This is a genomic window from Taklimakanibacter deserti (assembly GCA_003574785.1).
Map to the genome: position 1 here is coordinate 17,783 of QORU01000008.1, position 16,318 is coordinate 34,100.

Genomic DNA, 16,318 nt, shown 5'->3' on the forward strand with positions numbered 1-16,318 from the left:
ACTTTGTTAAAACTATCTAGGCAGGTCCGCCGCCGGCCAATTCGCCGCGATCGACGTTCATTTGCGCAAAGCGCCGCCGATATTCCGCAGGCGTCATGCCGGTATGGCGTTTGAACAGGCTGCGAAAGAAGGCGATGTCGGCATAGCCGGTCTTGGCGCATACCGTCTGGATGGAGCCTGCGCCGCGCTCCAGCAGCTCCCTGGCCGCCGACATGCGCAGCATCTGCACATAGGCGCCGGGCAGCGAGCCGGTCGCGGCCTTGAAGCGGCGGATGAAGTTGCGGGCGCTCATGCCGATGCGCTGGGCGAGGGCGTCGATCGACACGTCGTCGTCGAAATGTCCTCTGAGATATTCCTCGGCCGCGCGGATCTTGTCGTCGGAATGCGGGCGCGACAGTGGCAGCACCGCATAGCCCGACTGCCGGCCGCGCGGCATGCTGACGAGCAGCGACTTGGCGCAGTGCAGCGCCACCTCGTGGCCGCAGAATTTCTCCACCAGATAGAGGCTGAGATCGATCGAAGCATAGACGCCGCCGCTGCACAGGAGCCGCCCGTCCTCGGTCACGAACTGCTCCGTCCGCCAATGAACCTTGGGGTAGCGCTGGCGCAAGATGTCGGCGACACCCCAATGAGTGGTCGCCTGCCGGCCGTCGAGAAGCCCGGCTTCGGCGAGGAAATAGACGCCGGTGCAGATGCCGGCGATATAGGCGCCGCGCGAATGCCATTTGCGCAGCCAGGGCAGGAGCCGCGTCTCCTGCGCGACCCGATCGCGCAGGTCCCAGCCGGACGCCGGCACGATGACGACGTCCGTATGCTTGATGTCGTCGATCGCCATCTCGGGGACGAGGCCCAAAGAGCAGAGGCTGGTCACGCTGCCGCCGTCGACCGAGGCGACCGTCACCTTGAATTGCGGCTGCGGCGTCTCGCCATGCAGCCAGTTCCACAGCACGCCGGCGGAGTGGAAGACTTCCAAGGGGCCGATCGCCGTCGAGGCATAGCCGCCCTCGACCAGGACGATCGTCACATCGATCACCTTGTTGCCGGTTTTTGCCGAGGCCGCCGGCTTTACGGCTTTGGCTCGTTTAGCCATGGTCGTTCTCCGAACCGCCCCTGTCGATCGGCTGCCACAGGCCGAGCTGCGCACCGACCGCATCGAGGATGAGCGCGATCCGCGCGATGCCGGGAAAAATGAGGGGAGGGACGAGCACCTTGCCGCCGATGGCCTGGATGCGTTGAAGGACGTCGTCCATGTCGTCCACCTGGATATAGGGCGTCCAATGCGACGGCACGCCCTGGTCGCGATGCAGCGAGCTCAGTTGATAGAGCGAGCCGACATCGCGATCGGCGAGTCTCAGGCGGGTGAAGCTGCCGCCATTCACCCGCTGATGCTGCGCGGTCCAGCCGAACAGCGCGCCATAAAAGGCCTTGGCGCTCGCGGCATCGGTCGCGGCGAGGTCGATCCAGCAAAAATGCCCGGCCGATCCTGTTCTGGAAGCTGCGATCGCCGGGACGTCGTGCACCTGCTTGCTCCTTTAAAAGAGATCGGGCGCCGCTCCAGTCGTGGCGGCGCCCGCTTTGCTCATGAATTCGCCGTCATCGGCTCGACCAGGCTCTTCACTTCGGTGACCTTGGTCGCGGGAAAGCCGCTCAGCCGGGCGTGCTCATGGACCGCGTTTTCATTCTCCGCGAGGTAGATGCAGAAGGTCTTGTTGTCGACGACATAGGACTGCAGCCACTGCGCCTTGCCGGCGAGCTTGGCCAAAGCGGCGTTGGAGGTCTCCGCGACATGCTTCAGCTGATCGCGGTTCAGGCTGCCGACGCCGGGTATCTCGCGTTCGATCACATAGCGTTTCATCGTTCACTCCGTGGGTTGGTTGAGGAGCGCAAGATGACTCAGTTCCTCACCATAGGGCAGATGGCGGTTTTGACAATGGTGAAGGGTGATCATGCCAATCCCTTTTCCTGGACAGGCCAGGCCTAGCGGATTAAGGTCTGTCGCAAATGACCAATAACCCTCTAATTCCGCCAAAACGCGTGGTCGAGATCGTCGCGTTCCCGGATCTGCAGCTGCTCGACGTTGCCGGTCCCTTGCAGGTCTTTGCCTCCGCCAATGAAGCGGCGGGCAAGTCCGGCCGGCCGGCGCCTTACACGGTCAGGGTGGTGGCGGCGGCGGCGCGCATCACCACCTCCGCCGGCCTCGACCTCCTGGCTGAGCCGCTGCCGTCCGCCGATGCGCCCGTCGACACGCTGATCATCGCCGGTGGCGAGAGCGTCCATGCCGCGTGCGATGACAAGGAGCTGGTGCACTGGCTGACGGCCCGGGCCGCGGCGGCGCGGCGCGTCGCCTCGGTCTGCACCGGCGCCTTCCTGCTCGGAGCAGCGGGCCTGCTCGCCGGCAAGCGCGCGGTGACGCATTGGGCCGATTGCGATCGCCTGGCGCGGAGCTTTCCCGATACGCGCGTCGACATGAATGCCATATTCGTTCGCGATGGGCGCTTGTGGACCTCGGCCGGCGTCACCGCCGGCATCGATCTCGCGCTGGCGATGGTCGAGGACGATGTCGGCCACGCCATCGCCGCCGCGGTCGCGCGCGAGCTGGTGGTCTTCCTCAAGCGTCCCGGCGGCCAGGCGCAGTTCAGCGCGGTGCTGACCTTCCAGGAGCGCGATCGCGAATTCGACCGCTTGCATGGCTGGATGGCGGGTCATCTCGCCGAAGACCTGTCGGTTTCGGCACTCGCCGGGCGCATGGGCATGAGCGAGCGCAGCCTGCTGCGCCATTATCGCGCCAGCATGGGCGTGACTCCGGCGCGCGCCGTCGAGAAAATGCGGGTCGAGGCGGCCTGTCAATTGCTCGCCACCACGCGCGATCCGGTGAAGCGGGTCGCACGGCGCTGCGGCTTTGGATCGGAAGAGACCATGCGGCGCAGCTTCATCCGGCAGATCGCCGTGGCACCACATGATTATCGGTCGCGCTTTTCCTCGTCGGCAAGCCTCTAGCTGGACGCGCCGACTGCGACCCTCCCTACAGAAATCAGAACACCTTTGCGATGTAGCTATGCACCAACGACTTGCGACCGAGGCCGGCATTGTGCTTCGACGCAGCGAGTCGCAAGTTTCCGCCCGACAACGCGATGGCGAGTGAAAGATGCTTGAGCCCCCAGCTCACATTGGTTCGCGCATCGGTAAGATTGGAGCAGTCGCCCTCGAAACCCATGCCGCGCGCCGTCTGGCATTTCAGCTGATAGACGCCGATCTCGCCGGCGCGTCCGAGCGCGTAAGGATTATAGCCGGACTCGACTTCAGCGATGCGCAGCGCGAACCAGATTGGCACGCCATAGGACGGCGCAATCTCGCGGATGATCTCGGCGATCCGCACTTCGTCGGCCTCACGGATCGGCAAGGCCTCGCCTAGAATGTCGTCCTTCACTTCGCGCGGGCCGCTACGCAGCACCTTGCTCATCGACGCGGGTTCTAAGCGCGCAATCTCGTGCGGCTCGGTCTCGTCCCGCTTCGAGACTACAGCAGAGGCGGGTTCTAAAAGCGCAATATCGTGCGGCTCGTGCGGCTCGTGCGGCTCGGTCTCGTCCTGCTTCGAGACCACGACGGAGGTGGGCTCCAAAAGCGCAATCTCGTGCGGCTCGATCTCGTCCTGCTTCGAGACTACAACAGAGGCGAGTTCTAAACGCGCAATCTTGTGCGGTTTGATCTCGCCTCGCTTCGAGACCACAACAGAAGCAGTCTCGGGCTTCTTGTCTGCCACGGCTAGTTTGGCCAGCTTCTTGCGCGGCGTGAGGCCAACCTTTTTGAGGATCTTCTTCGTTGCCTTGCCTGCGGCAGCCGCTTTCTTATGCGCTTTGAGGATTCCCACCTTTTTGATCTTGCCAAGCTTTTTGGCGTTCATGACGGTGAAATAGTCTTGCTTCGAGATCGCGCGCCAGGCATGTGCGCTGGGATCTGCCGTTCCTCTCGCTTCGGCCGGACCAGAAAGAACGGTCCCGGCCAGCAGCGCTGCGAGAAGCAGCGCATGGATCGCCGTCATTCCAGTATCCCCGTTTATTTAGGCGTCCCCTCGCTGGTGTGAGATCCTCCGTCACGACCAGCAGTGAGATGTCCTAGAAGCCTAAGGGATGTAGCAAAATTAAAATGCTCTCGGATCAGTTTGTAAGCAAGAAATTAAGGATATCATCGTAAAGGCGCCGAGAAAATATTAAGCAAATCTTATGAAATTTCTGGGTCAGGCGTGTGCTCCGGCAACGTCGGCTTCGTCGCGAGAAATTCATCGAGATGACGGCCTTCGATAAGGCGATCGCCGCATCGAGACTTGTGAGGCCGCGCTCACGCAGCGAAGATGCGAAGAGACGTTTTAGATCTGGCCGTTAGCGGCCCTGCACCAGCCGGAGCTGCGCTTCCTCGGCCGTGACCTTGGCCGGCTCCTCGACATCGAGCTGCTCGATGCGAAGCCCGCGCTTGGTGATCTTGTCGGCGGAAAGGCCGAGCTTCTCGAGATCGCCGCTCGCCTGGCCGAAATGGCGCTGCAGGTCGAGCACACGCTCCTTGAGCCGGCCGACATCCTCGAGGAGGCGCGTTACCTCGATCTTGATGACGCCGGCCTGCTCGCGCATGCGCGCATCCTTGAAGATCGCCTGCATGGTCTGGATCAAGAGCATCAGGATGTTGGGCGAGGCGATGATGACGCGCTCGCGATGCGCCTTCTGGAGGACGTCCTCGAAGCGCTCATAGAGATCGGCATAGATGGATTCCGACGGCACGAACATGATCGCCGGCTCTTGCGTCTCGCCGGCGATCAGATATTTGCCGGCGATGTCCTTCACATGATGGATGACGTCCCGGCGCAGGCGCGTCTCGGCGGCGCGGATGTCGTTCTCCCCCGTCGCCGCCTTGAGCGCATTAAAGGCCTCGAGCGGGAATTTCGCGTCGATGACGAGGCCGAGCTCGGACTCGGGCAGCCTGATCAGGCAGTCGGGCCGCGAGCCGTTGGAGAGCGTCGTCTGGAACGTGTAAGCCTGGGCATGGAGCCCGTCGCGGATGATCGCCTCCATGCGGGCCTGGCCGTAAGCGCCCCGCGCCTGCTTGTTGGCGAGGATGTCCTTGAGCGAGACCATCTCGGAGGAGAGCTGGGTCAGATTGGCTTGTGCCGTGTCGATCACCGCGAGCCTCTCATAGAGATGCTTGAGCGACAGGTGGGTGCGCTCGGCCTGCTCGTTGAGGCCGCGGCCGAGCCTATGGCTCACCTGGTCGAGCCGTTCATCGAGGGTGCGGGCAAGATGCTGCTGACCGCTCTGCGCCTGGTCGGCGAAGCTCCTGAGCTGGCCCGCCATTTCGGCGAGGCGGAATTCGAGCTCGCTTGCGCGCCGCATCGTCTCGAGGCTTTCATCGTATCTTTGCCTCTGGCTGCGCCAGGCGAGCACCGCGGTCATGATGAGGAGAAGGAGAGCGAGGCCTGCGCCGGCGAGCAGGATCTGGCCGAGGTTGAAAGCCTGGCCGCCGATCTGGAGAATGGTCTGGTCGAGGGTCATCCCCTCATCTTATGCGATTCGGGCCCACAAATACAAAACAAGAACGAGCTTTGTCACAAAGACGGCAGATTTAACCCTCATATTTTACGCAGGGAGACAAGTTATGCGTCGTTTGATGATTTTGATCGTGACAGTCATGCTGACCGGATCCGTTGCCATGGCCGCGGAGATCAGCGGCCGCTATGTGCTGGAAAAGGTCGAGCAGGGCTTCCTGCGCCTCGACAGCGAGACCGGCGCCATGGCGCTCTGCACTGCCAGAGCGGGGGTCTGGGAGTGCGACGCCATCAAGGATCAGGGCCTCGATCTGACCGCGGAGCTGGCCCGGCTCAAGGCCGACAATGAAAAGCTGAAAGCCCGTGTTGCCGAGCTGGAGAAAGGCGCCGGCGCGACAAAACTGCCGAGCGATCAAGAGGTTGACCGGATGATGGATATCTTCGGCAAGATGTTCGACCGCTTCCTCGACTTCGCGCGCGAGATGGACAGCAAGACCAAGGACGGGACATCGCTCTAAACAATGAGACCCGTCCATCCGCACGGGATGGACGGGTCCTTGGCACACGCAAGCTCGGGACGGCGACAGGAGCCGCGCGCGCCAACTCGTTCACGACGAAGGATCACAACAAGGAAGCTGCTGCTTCCCCAGGCACATCAGTCCTGAATGATCCCCCGCTGGATCGAGGGGCAGGTTGATCTCCGTTCGTGGTCACATCGGGGTGAGACTGTGGCAAACATCGGGCAAATTCGCGTCAGCACCAAGGACATTTGGTTGACTATTCAACTAAAACTGTCCGTAGCGTTAATGAGCGCCGAGGCCAGCCCAGGCTCAGTGCCCGTATGTCCCGCATCGGGAACGATATCGAGACGAGCCTTAGGCCAGGCCTTGTGCAGATCCCAGGCGCTGCGCATCGGTGTCGTCACGTCGTACCGGCCCTGGACGATCACGCCGGGTATGCGCTCGAGACGGTCAATTCGCTTGAGCAGTTCGCCATCGCTGCCAAAGAAGCCGTGATTGACGAAATAGTGGTTCTCGATGCGCGCGAATGCATAGGCGAAACGGTCATCGGCCGCCTGCGCGACACGCTCGGCATTGGGCAGGAGCGAGAGGCATGTGCTTTCCCAGACACTCCAGGCTCGGGCGCAGAGCCGCAATGCATTCTCGTCGCTGCCGGTGAGCCGCTTGTGATAGGCGGTGATCATGTCATGTCGCTCGATCTCGGGAATGGGCGCCAGATAGGCCTCCCAGGCATCGGGAAAGATCCAGCTGGCGCCTTCCTGATAGAACCATCTGAGCTCCGACTGGCGCAGCAGGAAGACGCTGCGCAGGATGAGCTCGCTCACCCGCTCAGGGTGGGTCTCGGCATAAGCGAGCGCCAGCGTCGTTCCCCAGGATCCGCCCAGCACCTGCCAGCGCTCGATGCCGAGCGTTTCACGCAAGCGCTCCATATCGGCCACCAGATCCCAGGTCGTATTCTCGCGCAATTCACCGAAGGGGGTCGATCTTCCGCAGCCGCGCTGGTCGAACAGGATGATGCGATAGGCTTTGGGGTTATGGAAGCGGCGCAGGAAAGGGGCGATGCCGCCGCCAGGGCCGCCATGCAGCACGACGGCCGGTTTGCCGCCGGGTGCCCCGCATTCCTCGAAATAGATCTCATGCAGGCTCGAGACCTTGAGGCGTCCGGTGCGATAGGGCTCGATTTCAGGATAGAGCTGTCTGAGCGGGCTTGGAGCATTCATGGGGCAAGTCTTGGCCTTTTCGGGATGAGGCGATAGATTGCGGGGAACGAGAAGAAGATGCCAGCTTGGACTGGTGAATGAAAGGGAGACCATGCCGGCTTATCGGGTCATCATCGTCGATGATCATCCTTTGTTTCGCGCCGCCTTGAAGCAGGCGCTGAGCGGCGCCTTCAAGGGCATCAAGCTTGACGAGGCCGGCACGCTCGATGCCGTGACCGAGCGCCTCGACCGCGACAGCGATGTCGATCTCGTCCTTCTCGATCTCAAGATGCCGGGTGTGCAGGGACTGTCCGGCCTCATGTTTCTGCGCGCCCAGTATCCTGCGGTCCCGATCGCCATCGTCTCGGCGAGCGATGAGCCCCATGTCATTCGCCGTGCCCTCGATCTGGGCGCTTCGGGCTTCATCCCGAAATCGCTCGCCGTCGAGGACATGCGCAAGGCCATCGCCGCGATCCTCGAAGGCGGCGTCTGGGCGCCGGAGGGCCTCGGCCCCGGCACGGCTCCCGACAGCGAAGGCGATGCCCTGGCGCAACGCATCGCGACGCTGACGCCGCAGCAGATGCGTGTCCTCATGATGCTGAAGGAAGGCCTGCTCAACAAGCAGATCGCCTTCCAGCTCGGCGTCTCGGAAGCCACCGTCAAGGCGCATGTCTCCGCCATCCTGCAGAAGCTCGATGTCTCGAGCCGCACCCAGGCGGTCATCGCGGCGAGCCGCATCGACGGCGAAAGCCACGTGCTGACGGAGTAAATCTCAGGGTCATCTCCCTCCGCCGCGCGAAGCGCGGGAGGGTGGCGCGACCTTGCTCCGCCGAAGCGAAGCAACCTTGCTCGGCCGAAATCAAGCTCCGGCTTCGCGAAGGCGAGAGCGCCGGGTGGGGTTTCTCCGCCGGGAGATGCCAATGATTTACCTGAACTGCTGGCGAAATCTTCCTTGCGTCGACACCCCACCCGTCGCGCGCTCTGCGCGCGCCACTCTCCCTCCGCCTTCGGCGGCGGAGGGAGAGCTGGTGCCGTCTATAAATCGCGCGCCATCAGCACCAGCGAAACGCCCCCGGCCTCAAAGCGTTCGACGACGGTCCACCCGCATTTCAGGTAAAAATCCTCCGCGTCGACCGTATAGAGATGAAGCCGCCGCACGGCGTTGCGGCGCGCGTGATCCTCGATCGCCCTGACGAGGCGGCGGGCCACACCTTGCCGGCGGAATTCAGGATCGACATAGAGGCTGGCGAGCCAGGGCGAGAGATCATGCGCCGGCTCGAGCTCGTGCAGCACGAGGAGGCAGATGCCGGCGAGCCGCTCGCCGAGCAAGGCGATGAGGGCGGTCTCCGGGCCCTCCGGCTTCGTCACCAGCCGGGTAAGCTGCGCTGCGCTGTCGGCGACGGTCAGCCCATCATCCTTGAGGAAGGCCTCATGGCGCCATGAAGCGGCGATCGCGAGCTCCGGGCTTTGTGCCTCGAGCGGCAGGATTGTAGCCGGTGGCCGATCCATCATGTCGATCCTCTATGCTTCTGTTTATTCGGCCGCCTGCACCTGGGCGGCGAATTGCGCCAGAGCGGCGCGCAAGGCCGCCGGCCGCACCGGCTTGCGCAGATACTGGACGGAGCGCTCGGCGGCGCGATCCTGCACCAGCCGCGAGCGGTCGGCGGTGATGAGGATCGCCGGCACCGGCCGTCCGGCCATGGCGCGCAGGCGCTCGATGAGGTCGAGCCCGTCGTCGCGATGGAGATGATAGTCGGCGAGGATGACGTCGATGTCGGCCGCTTCGGTCGCGAACAAGGCAAGTGCTTCGGCACCGCTGCGCGCCGTCACCACCCGCGCGTCCCAGCCGCCGAGGAGCGCCTGCATCGCCTCGAGGATCTGCGGCTCATTGTCGATGACGAAGATGGTGAGGCCGCCGATACGGTTGGCGCGGCGTGAAGCCGCCTTCGGCCGGCTCGCCGCGAGCTCGCTTGCCGGCGCGGTAGGGATCGTCAGCGCGAAGCACGAGCCGCGTCCGGGCCGCGAGGTGAGACGCAAGGGATGCTTCATCATCCGCGCGATGCGCTCGACGATCGACAGTCCGAGGCCGAGTCCCGGTTCCACCCCCTTGTCCTGGGAGAGCCGCTCGAACTCCTGGAAGATGACGGCTTGATTGTGCTCGGCGATGCCGGGGCCGGAATCATGCACCTCGATACGCAAGCTGTCGCCGCGGCGCCGGCAGCCCATGAGCACATGGCCGTTGCGCGTATATTTGATCGCGTTGGAGACGAGGTTCTGCAGCACCCGGCGCAAGAGCTTGGGGTCGGACCTGACCGCGAGCGAGGAGGTGACCACGGTGAAGGAGAGGCCGCGCTCGGCGGCGGCCGGCGCGAATTCGCGCTTGAGCGCGTTGAGGAGCTCATCGATCCGGAACACCGATATCTCAGGTCTGAGCGCGCCGGCATCGAGGCGCGATATGTCGAGAAGTGCGGAAAGAATGTCCTCGACGGCGCCGAGCGAGGCATCGACATTGCGCACGAGTTCGCCGTCGGTTCCACGCGCCTTGCGCTCGACGAGGCTCGCGGTGAAGAGGCGCGCGGCATTGAGCGGCTGCAGGATGTCGTGGCTCGCCGCGGCGATGAACTTGGTCTTGCCGAGATTGGCGGCATCGGCTTCCGCCTTGGCGCGCTGCAGCTCGCTGTTGAGGCGGGTGAGCTCGGCGGTGCGTTCCTCGACGCGCTTCTCCAAGGTCTCGTTGGCGCGCTTGAGCTCCTGGGCCGCCTTGACCGACTGGGTGATGTCGGTGAAGGTCACCACATAGCCGCCGTCCTCGGGCATCTTGCTCGAATGCAGCTCGAGGACGATGTCGCGCTTGCTCAGATCCTCGATGATGGGCTCATGCGTCGAGGTGATCTTGCGCAAGCGGTCGCGCCGCGTCTCGGAGAGGCGCCGCGCCTCGATATCGCCGGAGCGCAGCATCGTGTCGAGCACCTCCTCGAGCGGCGTGCCGACCCGGCTCATATCGGCGGGAAGCGCCAGGAGGCCGCAGAAGCGCTCGTTCCAGCAGATGAGCTTGCCCTCGCTGTCGAACACCGCGATGCCCTGGCCGACATTGTCGATGGCCGATTGCAGGAGGTCGCGATTGTACTGGATGGCGGCCGAGGCGTCGTCGAGGAGCTTCATGGCGCCGCGCGGATTCTTCGAATGGCGCTCGAGCAGCAGGCCCATCACCAGCCTGGATGAGGCGGTGCCGACGGCGCTGGCGAGCAGATGCTCGGCGAAGCGCAGCATGCGGATATCGGCCTCGGCCTTGGGATCATGCGCGACCTTGCGCTCTTGGGCGGCCTCGGCGAAAGCGCGGCTGGTGCGCTCGGCGCCGAGATAGCGCGCCACCGTCGCCTCGACTTCGCCTGCCGTCACCGTCGTGCGCCACAGGCGGAAGCCTGGGGCGGTGCCTAAGGGAATGTCGCGGGTGATGAAGGTCGCGGCCTGCATCCGCTCGATCGGCGAGGGCGGGCGGATCAGCGAGACGGCGAAATAGACGACGGAATTGGCGAGGAGGCTCCAGATGACACCATGGGTCAGGGGATCGAAGCCGAGATTGAACAGCATGCGCGGGCGGAACAGGCCGATACCGAAGGGACCCTCGGTGATGAGGCGCGAGTCGATCCAGCCGGCATCGGCGAAGGACGGCAGGAACAGCGTGTAGGCCCAGAGCGCAAAGCCCACGGTGATCCCGGCCATGGCGCCCTGCGCGGTACCGCGCTTCCACAGGAGCCCGCCGAAGAACACCGGCGCGAACTGGGCGACCGCCGCGAAGGAGATGAGGCCGATCTGGGCGAGGGCGGCGCTCGAGCCGATCATCCGGTAATAGCTGTAGGCGAGGAGCAGGATCACCACGATGGCGATGCGCCTTATGGTAATGAGGACGCGGCCCATGTCGTGGTGGATCTGCGCCCGCTCCATCCGCCGTCTGAGGATGATGGGCATCACCAGGTTGTTGCAGACCATGATCGACAGCGCCACGGCCTCGACGATGACCATGGCGGTGGCGGCGGAAAGCCCGCCCAGGAAGGCGATGAGGGCGAAGACCTGGCTGCCGGCGGTGACCGGCAGCGCCAGCACGAAAGTGTCGCCGTCGGTGAAGCCCGGCTTGAACATCACGAGACCGGCAATGGCGATCGGCACGACGAAGATATTGATGGCGACGAGATAAAGGGGAAACAGCCAGCGGGCGCGCTTGATGTCGCCGGCATTGGCGTTCTCGACCACCGTCACATGGAATTGCCGCGGCAGCAGCATAATGGCGATCATGGCGAGCAGCGTCTGGGTGAGCCACGAGCCGCCGGCGAAGCCCTTGCTGAACAGGCCCGCGATCTCGGGCGCCTGGTGCGCCTGGTCGATGAGGGCCTGCGGACCGCCCATCATCGCGAAAGTGATGAACAGGCCGACGGCCACGAAAGCGAGGAGCTTGACGATCGATTCCACCGCGATCGCCGTCATCAGGCCGTGCTGATGCTCGGTCGTGTCGATATGACGGGTGCCGAACAGCATGGCGAAGGCGGCCATGGCGACGGTGACGAAGAAGGCGATGTCCTCGCTGATCGGCAGGGGCTCGGCTCCCGCCGTCGACCAGCCGGGTGTCGTCATCATGGTCTCGAGCGCGAAGGACACGGCTTTGAGCTGGATCGAGATATAGGGGATGATGCCGACCGCGGCGATGAGGGCCACGAGCGCGCCCAGCATCTCGTTCTTGCCGTAGCGCGCCGCGATGAAATCGGCGATCGAGGTGATGTTCTGGCGCTTGGCGATGTCGACGATCGTCTGCAGCAGCCTCCAGCCGACGGCGAAGACCAGGATCGGGCCGATATAGATGGGCAGGAAATCCAGCCCCGAGCGCGAGGCGACGCCGACACTGCCGAAATAGGTCCAGGAGGTGCAGTAGACGCCGAGCGACAGCGCATAGATGAGCGGCCGGGGCGTGCCAGGCAGCCGGCCGCGGGCCTTGCGGTCGCCGAAGCTCGCCACCGCGAACAAGGCGCCGACATAGGCAAGGCCGGCGAACAAGACGGTCCAGCTATAGAACATCGGACCTCATATCATACTTGAGTACAATCTAGCGGTCCGCAGCTATGCCTTTCAACCACGCCCTCCCTGGGCTACAAATTCCCTGTCGAGGCCTGGGTTTACCGGGCATCGCTTCGCAGACGAGGAGGGGATGCAGCATGTGGCAGGAATTCAAGGAATTCGCCTTCAAGGGCAACGCTTTCGATCTGGCCATCGGCGTCATCATCGGCGCCGCCTTCGGCAAGATCGTCTCATCGATCGTCGATGACCTGATCATGCCGATCATCGGGGCCATTTTCGGAGGCCTTGATTTCAACAATTACTTTTTCGGCCTTTCGTCGGCCGTTACCGCGCCCACGCTGACCGCGGCCAGAGAGCAAGGCGCCGTGTTCGCCTATGGCAGCTTCATCACCGTGCTGATCAATTTCCTGATCATTGCCTTCATCCTGTTCCAACTGGTGAAGATCTCGAACCGCATGCGCAAGCAGGCGCCCCCGGCGCCGCCGCCCGCGCCGACGCCAACCGAGAAGCTGCTGGGCGAGATCCGCGACGCCCTGGTCAAGAAGTAATAGCTTTTCGTCATATCTGCACCGACGAACCCGGGTGTTCGACACCCGGATTCTTTTTGCTAAAAACCTGCCCCATGAACCCGCCCTCCGCTTCGGCCCTTCTCGGGGCCATCACCGCCGCCAGCCGCAACGAGCCCGATTCCGGCATCATGTCCGCCGTCAATCACGGAAACGGCCGCACCGACATCATCCCGGTCTGGTCCGGCGAGGGCAATGTGCCGACACCGGAAGCCTTCTGCCGGCCGGCGATCGAAAGCCTGCTCCAGGGCGAGACCTTCTATACCTGGCAGCGCGGCATCCCGCCTTTGCGCGAGGCGCTGGCGCGCTATCACGAGAGGCATTATGGCCGCCCCTTCGATCCTGAGAATTTCTTCGTCACCGGCGGCGGCATGCAGGCGATCCAGACCATCATCCAGATGATCGCGGGAGCGGGCGATGAGATCGTGCTGCCGACGCCCGCCTGGCCAAATTATGCAGGCCCCATGCGGCTTTCGGGTGCGAGGCCCGTCGAGGTACCGCTCGATTTCGAGAATGGCAGCTGGCATCTCGATCTCGACAAGCTCTTCGGCGCCATCACGGAGCGCACCAAGGCGATCGTCCTCAACTCGCCCTCCAATCCCTTGGGCTGGACCGCGAGCCTCGATGATCTCAAGGCGGTGCGCGATGAATGCCGCAAGCGCGGCCTGTGGATAGTCGGCGACGAGGTCTATGCGCGTTTCTATTATGGCGGCGCGCACGAGACCCGGGCGCCGTCCTTCCTCGACATCTGCGACAGCGAGGAGCAGCTGCTGCTCGCCAACACCTTCTCCAAGAACTGGGCGATGACCGGCTGGCGCGTCGGCTGGCTGCAGGCGCCGAAAGCTTTGGGCCCGGCCATCGAGCGCATCATCCAGTACAATACCTCAGGCACTGCTGCCTTCCTGCAACGGGGCTGCGCCGCGGCGCTCGACGACGGCGAGGATTTCATCGCCGAGCAGGTGAAGCAGGCGCGCGCCAATCGCGATCTCGTCGCCCAATCTTTGCGCCGACATCCGCAGGTTCGCTTCGAGCTGCCCAAGGGCGCCTTCTATATGTTCTTCGCCATCGAGGGCATGAAGGATTCGCTCGCCACCACCTTGAGCATCATCGATGAGGCGAAGGTCGGCTTCGCGCCCGGCGGCACTTTCGGGCCGGGCGGGGAAGGCTTCTTGCGCATGTGCTATTTGCGTGATCCGGCAAAGCTCAAAGAAGCGCTCGACCGCTTCGGCACGTGGCTCGAGACGTCGAAGCCGAGCTGATCAAAATTTCTGCAATGATATCGCGGTGCTGCCCGAATATGCGTTGCACTGCACAATCGGCGGGCAGAGATAAAAAGTCCGGGTTATGCCGTTTTTCTGTTCAAGAAAATTATCACAATTATATCAGTAGCTTATAAAAAATTCCGTATCCCGGCGTGACTTGGCACGGGCGTTGCTAAGCATATTGCATCGCAATGTGCTCGATTGGGGTTCCTCCCATCTCCTCAAAAGACAATTGCGCAAACTTCAGGTGCTCGTGGGTTCCCCCCTCTTTGCACCAGGGGGCGGACAGGTGAATGGTTGCGCCCGTCTGCCCCCGCCCATTTTTTTACAAAACCTCCGTTTTCTGAACCTGCTTGGCGATGGTCTTTTGCGCATCGAAGGCGGCGCGCCGCCGCGCGATCTCTTCCGGCGAGAGCCGTGCGATGTTGGAGTAGTCGAGCTTCCATTCCGGTGAGACGCTCCAGCGCAAGGGCGACTGCACCGTGCTGCGCGCCGCGGGCGCCGCCTCGAGAAGCTTGAGCGCCAGGTCCAGCGTGAAATCCTGCGATGCCTCATCCCTTGGCCGGCCGGCGGAATTGCCGAGCGGGAAGTCGGAGAAGACGAAGCGCGGCACGCCGACATATTCGACGATGTCCTTGGCCGAGCCCATGACGACCGTGGCGATGCCTTGCATCTCGAGGGCGCGCGCCGCGAGGCTCACCGACTGATGGCAGACCGGGCAATTGGGCACCAGGATCGCGGCATCGGTTTGATCTTCGACGCAGCGCCGCACCAGCTCCGGACAATCGGTCTCGAGCGTCACGCGATGGCTGCGATTGGTGGGCGCGCCATGGAAGCGGCGGGTGAGCGCGCCGAACAGTCCTCGCGCTTGCGCCCGCCTGAGCGCCGCCAGCGGGAAATAGCTGTTCTGGTCTTCGGCGGTGGTGTGGGCGCGGTCGATCGCGATATGCGAGATGCGCAGATCATGGTCGCCCGCCATGTCGCCGGAATAGACCGAATAGAATTTCGCCGCTGCGTTGTAAGGCGCTCCAGGACCCTGGTCGCCTTTGTCGGGTTGATAAAGAGCGGCGGTGGTGATGAGGGCGATGCGGCAGTCGCGCAACGGTTTTCGCGGCGGCGCGAAAGGCACGTCGGCGTAATGCGCCCACTCATAAGGCGCGCCATAGCCCAGCCCCGAATAGTAATCGCGGATCCTTTGCAGATAGGGGATCGGCGCATCGAGAGGGTCGGCGAAGCCATATCCGCGCCCGTCTGTCTTGTCCGCCTTTGTCATGATAGGAGCTTGCCATTGGGCGAGGTGATGCGCAAATGGCGATGATACGGACGATCGATGTGGGAATGGACGCGGCCGTCGTCGCGCGGATCGACGCGCGGCTCGCCGATATCCGCCGCGACCACCAGGTGATGATCCCGCTGGCGGTGGAAAGCGGCAGCCGCGCCTGGGGATTTCCCTCGCCCGACAGCGACTATGATTGCCGCTTCGTCTTCGTGCGCCGCGCCGAGCATTACCTGTCGCTGTGGCAGCGCCGCGATGTCATCGAGACGCCGATGGATGGCGAGCTCGATGTCAATGGCTGGGATCTCGCCAAGGCTTTGAAGCTGCTGCTCAAGGGCAATGCGGTGATCATCGAGTGGTTGATGTCGCCTCTCGCTTACAGCCTCGAGCCTCGCTTCCGTGATGAGTTCCTTGCTCTCGCGCAGGCCGTCACCGACCGGCAGATGATCGCGCGCCATTATCTGCATATGGGGCAACGGCAAAGGCGGGTCTATTTCGGCGACGACCGCAATGTGCCGCAGAAGAAGATATTTTATGCCTTGCGGCCGGCGGCGGCGCTGCGCTGGCTGCGCCTTCATCCGGATGAAGCCGTAGCGCCGATGCATTTTCCGACGTTGCTCGCAGGTTGCGATGCGCCCGGGGACGTGGTCGAGATCGTCACCGGTCTGATGGCGCGCAAGGCGCTCACGCGGGAGCTCGGATCGGAACCGCTGCCTGCCCCCGTCCTCGCTTTCATCGATGGCGAGTTTGATCGCGCCCGCGACGCCTTTGCCGACATGCGACGGCCGATATCGCCGCAATCGCTTCAGCAAGTCGAAGCCTTCTTCCGGGCGACGATCCGCCGTTTCGACAGGTAATGTTGTGATTTCCAGGATTTTTTGTCTCTTGACATCGTGG

General features: G+C 63.5%; 15 protein-coding genes. 6 read left to right on the plus strand and 9 right to left on the minus strand.

Annotation, left to right across the window (positions count from 1 at the left end; translation table 11 throughout):
• Positions 1–16 precede the first annotated feature (16 nt).
• The 3 genes from DS839_RS17425 to DS839_RS17435 are packed head-to-tail and all read right to left on the minus strand — an operon-like array spanning position 17 to position 1,855.
• Positions 17–1,090 carry a GlxA family transcriptional regulator gene (locus DS839_RS17425; protein ID WP_119271733.1) on the minus strand — a complete coding sequence of 358 codons (1,074 nt, stop codon included), beginning with the start codon at positions 1,088–1,090 and terminating at the stop codon, positions 17–19.
• The gene (locus DS839_RS17430) at positions 1,083–1,520 is read right to left on the minus strand and encodes a VOC family protein (protein WP_119271734.1); all 438 of its coding nucleotides are present in this window, start codon (positions 1,518–1,520) and stop codon (positions 1,083–1,085) included. Before DS839_RS17430 ends, DS839_RS17425 begins: the two co-directional genes overlap by 8 nt.
• A 59-nt stretch (positions 1,521–1,579) precedes the next feature.
• Positions 1,580–1,855, minus strand: coding sequence for a DUF4242 domain-containing protein (locus DS839_RS17435; protein WP_119271735.1), 276 nt, complete (start codon positions 1,853–1,855; stop codon positions 1,580–1,582).
• 146 nt (positions 1,856–2,001) lie between these two features.
• Between DS839_RS17435 and DS839_RS17440 the strand changes: the two genes are divergently transcribed.
• Positions 2,002–2,997, plus strand: coding sequence for a GlxA family transcriptional regulator (locus DS839_RS17440; RefSeq protein ID WP_119271736.1), 996 nt, complete (start codon positions 2,002–2,004; stop codon positions 2,995–2,997).
• Positions 2,998–3,031: 34 nt separating this feature from the next.
• On the opposite strand, the gene DS839_RS17445 is transcribed toward DS839_RS17440, so the two are convergent.
• Positions 3,032–4,039 carry a lytic transglycosylase domain-containing protein gene (locus DS839_RS17445; RefSeq protein ID WP_119271737.1) on the minus strand — a complete coding sequence of 336 codons (1,008 nt, stop codon included), beginning with the start codon at positions 4,037–4,039 and terminating at the stop codon, positions 3,032–3,034.
• 337 nt (positions 4,040–4,376) lie between these two features.
• Entirely contained in the window at positions 4,377–5,537 is a 1,161-nt protein-coding gene (locus DS839_RS17450) for a DNA recombination protein RmuC (RefSeq protein ID WP_119271738.1), read from the minus strand.
• A gap of 103 nt (positions 5,538–5,640) precedes the next feature.
• Here DS839_RS17450 and DS839_RS17455 point away from each other — a divergent pair, with 103 nt between their 5' ends.
• Positions 5,641–6,048 carry a hypothetical protein gene (locus DS839_RS17455; protein WP_119271739.1) on the plus strand — a complete coding sequence of 136 codons (408 nt, stop codon included), beginning with the start codon at positions 5,641–5,643 and terminating at the stop codon, positions 6,046–6,048.
• A 263-nt stretch (positions 6,049–6,311) separates the two neighbouring features.
• On the opposite strand, the gene pip is transcribed toward DS839_RS17455, so the two are convergent.
• The gene (gene pip, locus DS839_RS17460) at positions 6,312–7,271 is read right to left on the minus strand and encodes a prolyl aminopeptidase (RefSeq protein ID WP_119272061.1); all 960 of its coding nucleotides are present in this window, start codon (positions 7,269–7,271) and stop codon (positions 6,312–6,314) included.
• Between the two features lie 91 nt (positions 7,272–7,362).
• Here pip and DS839_RS17465 point away from each other — a divergent pair, with 91 nt between their 5' ends.
• On the plus strand, positions 7,363–8,019 hold the full coding sequence (locus DS839_RS17465) for a response regulator (protein WP_119271740.1): 657 nt from the start codon (positions 7,363–7,365) through the stop codon (positions 8,017–8,019).
• A 266-nt stretch (positions 8,020–8,285) separates the two neighbouring features.
• On the opposite strand, the gene DS839_RS17470 is transcribed toward DS839_RS17465, so the two are convergent.
• Together DS839_RS17470 and DS839_RS17475 are read right to left on the minus strand one after the other, a co-directional pair.
• Complete coding sequence (locus DS839_RS17470) at positions 8,286–8,762, minus strand: GNAT family N-acetyltransferase (protein ID WP_119271741.1); 477 nt, start codon at positions 8,760–8,762, stop codon at positions 8,286–8,288.
• Between the two features lie 21 nt (positions 8,763–8,783).
• Entirely contained in the window at positions 8,784–12,317 is a 3,534-nt protein-coding gene (locus DS839_RS17475; protein ID WP_119271742.1) for a hybrid sensor histidine kinase/response regulator, read from the minus strand.
• A 137-nt stretch (positions 12,318–12,454) separates the two neighbouring features.
• Here DS839_RS17475 and mscL point away from each other — a divergent pair, with 137 nt between their 5' ends.
• Positions 12,455–12,865, plus strand: a complete 411-nt coding sequence (gene mscL, locus DS839_RS17480; protein ID WP_119271743.1) for a large conductance mechanosensitive channel protein MscL — start codon at positions 12,455–12,457, stop codon at positions 12,863–12,865.
• 74 nt (positions 12,866–12,939) lie between these two features.
• On the plus strand, positions 12,940–14,142 hold the full coding sequence (locus DS839_RS17485; protein ID WP_119271744.1) for a pyridoxal phosphate-dependent aminotransferase: 1,203 nt from the start codon (positions 12,940–12,942) through the stop codon (positions 14,140–14,142).
• Between the two features lie 328 nt (positions 14,143–14,470).
• On the opposite strand, the gene DS839_RS17490 is transcribed toward DS839_RS17485, so the two are convergent.
• Positions 14,471–15,418 carry a glycine/sarcosine/betaine reductase selenoprotein B family protein gene (locus DS839_RS17490; protein ID WP_119271745.1) on the minus strand — a complete coding sequence of 316 codons (948 nt, stop codon included), beginning with the start codon at positions 15,416–15,418 and terminating at the stop codon, positions 14,471–14,473.
• 35 nt (positions 15,419–15,453) lie between these two features.
• Here DS839_RS17490 and DS839_RS17495 point away from each other — a divergent pair, with 35 nt between their 5' ends.
• Positions 15,454–16,278, plus strand: coding sequence for a nucleotidyltransferase domain-containing protein (locus DS839_RS17495; RefSeq protein WP_368911702.1), 825 nt, complete (start codon positions 15,454–15,456; stop codon positions 16,276–16,278).
• The last annotated feature ends 40 nt before the right edge of the window (positions 16,279–16,318 follow it).

What these genes read in the sequence shown, in the direction of transcription:
- DS839_RS17450 (WP_119271738.1), bottom strand. Translation starts at nt 5,537, where the DNA reads ATGACCCTCGACCAGACCATTCTCCAGATCGGCGGCCAGGCTTTCAAC.
- DS839_RS17455 (WP_119271739.1), top strand. Translation starts at nt 5,641, where the DNA reads ATGCGTCGTTTGATGATTTTGATCGTGACAGTCATGCTGACCGGATCC.
- mscL (WP_119271743.1), top strand. Translation starts at nt 12,455, where the DNA reads ATGTGGCAGGAATTCAAGGAATTCGCCTTCAAGGGCAACGCTTTCGAT.
- DS839_RS17495 (WP_368911702.1), top strand. Translation starts at nt 15,454, where the DNA reads ATGGCGATGATACGGACGATCGATGTGGGAATGGACGCGGCCGTCGTC.
- DS839_RS17435 (WP_119271735.1), bottom strand. Translation starts at nt 1,855, where the DNA reads ATGAAACGCTATGTGATCGAACGCGAGATACCCGGCGTCGGCAGCCTG.
- DS839_RS17475 (WP_119271742.1), bottom strand. Translation starts at nt 12,317, where the DNA reads ATGTTCTATAGCTGGACCGTCTTGTTCGCCGGCCTTGCCTATGTCGGC.
- DS839_RS17470 (WP_119271741.1), bottom strand. Translation starts at nt 8,762, where the DNA reads ATGATGGATCGGCCACCGGCTACAATCCTGCCGCTCGAGGCACAAAGC.
- DS839_RS17485 (WP_119271744.1), top strand. Translation starts at nt 12,940, where the DNA reads ATGAACCCGCCCTCCGCTTCGGCCCTTCTCGGGGCCATCACCGCCGCC.
- DS839_RS17445 (WP_119271737.1), bottom strand. Translation starts at nt 4,039, where the DNA reads ATGACGGCGATCCATGCGCTGCTTCTCGCAGCGCTGCTGGCCGGGACC.
- DS839_RS17425 (WP_119271733.1), bottom strand. Translation starts at nt 1,090, where the DNA reads ATGGCTAAACGAGCCAAAGCCGTAAAGCCGGCGGCCTCGGCAAAAACC.
- DS839_RS17465 (WP_119271740.1), top strand. Translation starts at nt 7,363, where the DNA reads ATGCCGGCTTATCGGGTCATCATCGTCGATGATCATCCTTTGTTTCGC.
- DS839_RS17490 (WP_119271745.1), bottom strand. Translation starts at nt 15,418, where the DNA reads ATGACAAAGGCGGACAAGACAGACGGGCGCGGATATGGCTTCGCCGAC.
- DS839_RS17440 (WP_119271736.1), top strand. Translation starts at nt 2,002, where the DNA reads ATGACCAATAACCCTCTAATTCCGCCAAAACGCGTGGTCGAGATCGTC.
- pip (WP_119272061.1), bottom strand. Translation starts at nt 7,271, where the DNA reads ATGAATGCTCCAAGCCCGCTCAGACAGCTCTATCCTGAAATCGAGCCC.